The organism is Pseudescherichia vulneris, assembly GCF_902164725.1.
Classification (GTDB): domain Bacteria; phylum Pseudomonadota; class Gammaproteobacteria; order Enterobacterales; family Enterobacteriaceae; genus Pseudescherichia; species Pseudescherichia vulneris.
The window spans coordinates 2678869-2683037 of the sequence record NZ_LR607338.1; the positions used below are offsets into that span (position 1 = coordinate 2678869).

Here is a 4169-nt window from a genome sequence, read left to right on the forward strand (position 1 = left end):
TGGTAGGGATTGCTATGGTGCTCTCGGCAGTCTTTATCCCGATGGCCTTTTTTGGCGGCTCCACCGGTGCGATCTATCGTCAGTTCTCCATTACCATCGTCTCGGCAATGGCGCTTTCGGTGCTGGTTGCGCTGATCCTTACGCCAGCCCTCTGTGCCACGCTGTTAAAACCCTTCGATCCTCATCCGCATGGGGAGAAAAAGGGCTTTTTTGGCTGGTTTAACCGCCTGTTTGATCGTAGTACGCATCACTACACGGAAAGCGTTGCTCGTATCATTAACGGTACCGGACGGTATCTGCTGATCTACGTGCTGATCGTCGCCGGAATGGCGGTGCTGTTTTTGCGTCTACCCACCTCGTTTTTACCTGATGAGGATCAGGGCGTCTTTATGACTATGGTGCAGTTGCCTGCCGGGGCAACCCAGTCGCGCACGCAGAAGGTATTGGATAAGGTCACTAACTACTACCTTAACAATGAGAAGTCGAACGTTGACTCCGTCTTGACCGTCAATGGCTACAGCTTTAGCGGCCAAGGGCAGAACTCCGGGATGGCCTTTATCAGCCTTAAGCCGTGGGAGCAACGCCCGGGTAAAGAGAACAGCGTTGGCGGCATCGTAGAGCGTGCCACGCGAGCCTTCAGTCAAATCCGCGACGGTTTGGTCTTTCCATTTAACCTGCCAGCGATTATCGAGCTAGGTACAGCGACAGGCTTTGACTTTGAGCTGATCGATCAGGCCAACCTCGGACATGAGGCTCTGACCAGCGCGCGCAATGTGCTGCTCGCTGAGGTACAGAAGCACCCGGACCAGGTGGTACGCGTGCGGCCAAACGGACTTGAAGATACCCCGCAGTTTAAGCTGGAGGTGGATATCGAAAAGGCGCAGGCGCTGGGGATCGACCTCTCAGATATTAACCAGACCATCTCCACCGCGTTAGGCGGAACCTACGTGAATGACTTTATCGATCACGGGCGGGTGAAAAAGGTCTATGTGCAGGCGGACGCTCAATATCGCATGCTGCCAACGGATGTGAATAATCTCTACGTCCGCAGCAGCAACGGTGAGATGACGCCGTTCTCGGCCTTTACCACCTCACACTGGGTCTATGGTTCACCGCGTCTGGAACGCTATAACGGCCTGCCTTCTATGGAGATTTTAGGCGAGGCTGCGCCGGGCAAGAGTACTGGCGATGCGATGCAGTTAATGGAGAAGCTGGCCTCCGGGCTGCCTTCCGGTATCGGCTATGACTGGACCGGTATGTCCTACCAGGAACGTCTCTCCGGTAACCAGGCACCGGCACTATACGCCATTTCGCTGATCGTGGTCTTCCTGTGCCTGGCAGCGCTGTATGAGAGCTGGTCGATTCCGTTCTCGGTTATGCTGGTGGTGCCGCTGGGCGTTATCGGCGCGCTGCTGGCGGCCTTAATGCGGGGCATGAACAACGACGTCTATTTCCAGGTTGGCCTGCTTACTACCATCGGCCTTTCGGCTAAGAACGCCATTTTGATCGTCGAGTTTGCCAAGGATCTGATGGATAAAGAGGGCAAAGGGTTGGTAGAGGCGACGCTTGAGGCGGTGCGCATGCGTCTGCGTCCAATCCTTATGACCTCCCTGGCCTTTATCCTCGGCGTCATGCCGCTGGTGATCAGCTCTGGCGCAGGCAGCGGCGCGCAAAACGCGGTGGGGACCGGGGTGCTGGGCGGCATGCTCTCCGCGACGTTGCTGGCGATCTTCTTCGTACCGGTGTTCTTTGTCGTGGTACGGCAGTTCTTCACTAAGAAAGCCAGATAAACAGGCAACTTGTCGTTGTAGGGCGGATAAGCGTAGCGCCACCCGGCGTTACGCTTACTTATTCTCGCTCCCCAGCAGCGTTGCCTCCTGGGCCGAGATAGGTTTACCCAGCAGATAGCCCTGTAGCGTATTGCAGCCCAGCTCGGTCAGAAACGCCTGCTGGGCCTGCGTCTCCACGCCCTCCGCCACCACTTTCAGGTTCAGCGTCTTGGCCAACGCCACGATAGCTGAAACGATAGTGGCATCGTCGCCGTCACGGCTCAGCTCCTTAACAAACGCCCGGTCAATCTTCAGCTCGCAGGCTGGGAGGCGTTTCAGATAGAGCAGGCTGGAGTAGCCGGTACCAAAATCATCAATCGAAGCCTTAACCCCGGCGTCGGTGAGCCGGGTCAAGACGCGCACGCTCTCATCCGGGTTGGTCATGGCAGTGGTTTCGGTGACTTCAAGGATCAGGCTCTCGGGCGGAACCTGATGTCGCGCCAGACACGCCATCACGTGATCGACCAGTCCCGTCTGCTCAAACTGCAGGGTCGAGAGGTTAACGGCCACCGTCCAGTGCGTATGCCCCTGCTGACGCCACTCGCTCAGCTGGCGGCAGGCCTCGTCAATCACCCAGTTGCCGATGGGAATAATCAGGCCCGTTTTTTCTGCCAGCGGCAGAAAGCGGTCCGGCGTCAGCAGGCCATGAATGCCGTGGTGCCAGCGCAGCAGGGCTTCAAAGCCGACAATTGGCCCGGCGGGTGCCTGAAACTTGGGCTGGTAAAAAAGGCGTAGCTCATTGCGCTCTAGTGCTAACCACAGGTCGCTCATCAGCAGGAGCTGGGTCTGTGCCAGCGTATTCATTGAAGGCTGGAAGAAGTGGTAGCCGTTACGCCCCATATGCTTGGTGTGGTACATCGCTGCATCGGCATTAAACATCAGCTCGCGTTCGTTCTTGCCGTCGTGAGGATAGAGGGCAATGCCAACACTCAGCGTCACCACCAGATCGTAGCGGTCGAGGGTAAAGGGCTGGTCGATGGTGCGTACCAGCGCATCCGCCAGCGTAGCTGCCTCATCTGGCGCGTTCACCTCCGCCAGCAGGACAAACTCATCACCGCCGATACGTGCCAACGTATACTGGCCCTTCAGCGGCTGGAGCAGGCGCTCGGTCACGGCGATCAGCAGCCGATCGCCCACGTCATGGCCGTAGGCGTCATTGACGGTTTTAAATCCATCGAGATCCATAAACATCAAGGCAAAAAAGGAGCCTTCACGACGGGCTTTATTAATCGCCTGGTCGAGCCGATCTTCCAGCAGTACGCGGTTAGGTAGGCGGGTGAGGGGATCGTGCAGCGCCAGCTGGGCCAGCTCGCGGTTGGCTTCCGCCAGCGACGACGCCAGCAGCGAGGTGCGCGCCTGCAGACGGGCATCCAGCATAGAGACCAGCAGGGTAATACCCAGAATCGAGAGCGCCACCACGCTGACCAGCAGCGCCAGCCAGTTACCGTCTACGCCGTGATGCATGATCGAGTGCTGCATCGGAAACTGCGCGGCCATCATGCCGGTATAGTGCATACCCGCGATAGCAATGCCCATCAGAATAGCCGCTCCCGCGCGCATTTGTGCCACCAACGCAGCCTCGTGGCGCAGGCGGAAGGTGAGCCACAGCGCAGCCAGCGACGCACCCAGGGCAATCAGCAGCGAGAGCGCCACCCAACGCATATCCCACACGATAGGCGGTGATACCTCTAACGCCGCCATACCGGTGTAGTGCATACCGGCAATGCCGCCGCCCATCACCAGCGAACCGGGCAGCAGGCGGCGCAGGCGAAGCTGAGGTGTGCTGACCAGCCATAGGGCAAACAGGGACGAGCCGACGGCAATCAGCATCGACAGGCCAGTGAGCAGCCGATCGTAGCTCATGCTCATGGTCAGCTCCATCGCCAGCATCCCGATAAAATGCATGGCCCAGATGCCGATACCCAGCGCAAGACCGCCGCCCACCAGCCAGAGCCAGCCGGCCTTGCCAGGATTGGTCGAAACCCGGCCTGCCATATTCAGGGCGGTATAGGCTGCCATGATGGCAACGAAAAAAGAAATTACGACGAGGATCTGGTCGTATTGGCTAACCTGCATGATGCCACCAACTCATTAACAATAACGGTTATTGATCGCTATAAATTCATGCCCATGGGCATAAAGGGCAGTGACATTAGCACCCAATTCAGAGCGGTGGAAGGGATTTAAACCCCTGTTTTTAAGGAGGAATAGAAGCTAATTCGTACAGATAAAAAAACGGGTAGGGCAGCAACAAAAAAGGCGCATCCCCATGCCGAGTAGCGCCTTTTTAAACAAACACTTAGCTGATTAGTATCAGTTCATGCCGTATTTTCAGAACCT

The 4169-nt window shown here is 57.3% G+C and carries 2 protein-coding genes; one reads left to right on the forward strand and one right to left on the reverse strand.

All coding sequences use genetic code 11. The features are described from left to right. Nucleotides 1-1790: efflux RND transporter permease subunit (locus FN633_RS11150; RefSeq protein ID WP_154058916.1), on the forward strand; the 1790-nt coding region annotated here is incomplete at its 5' end. Nucleotides 1791-1844: 54 nt separating this feature from the next. Here the strand turns inward: FN633_RS11150 and FN633_RS11155 are convergent. Then, nucleotides 1845-3905, reverse strand: a complete 2061-nt coding sequence (locus FN633_RS11155) for a putative bifunctional diguanylate cyclase/phosphodiesterase (protein ID WP_154057762.1) — start codon at nucleotides 3903-3905, stop codon at nucleotides 1845-1847. Nucleotides 3906-4169: the final 264 nt, after the last annotated feature.

What these genes read in the sequence shown, in the direction of transcription:
- FN633_RS11155 (WP_154057762.1), bottom strand. Translation starts at nt 3,905, where the DNA reads ATGCAGGTTAGCCAATACGACCAGATCCTCGTCGTAATTTCTTTTTTC.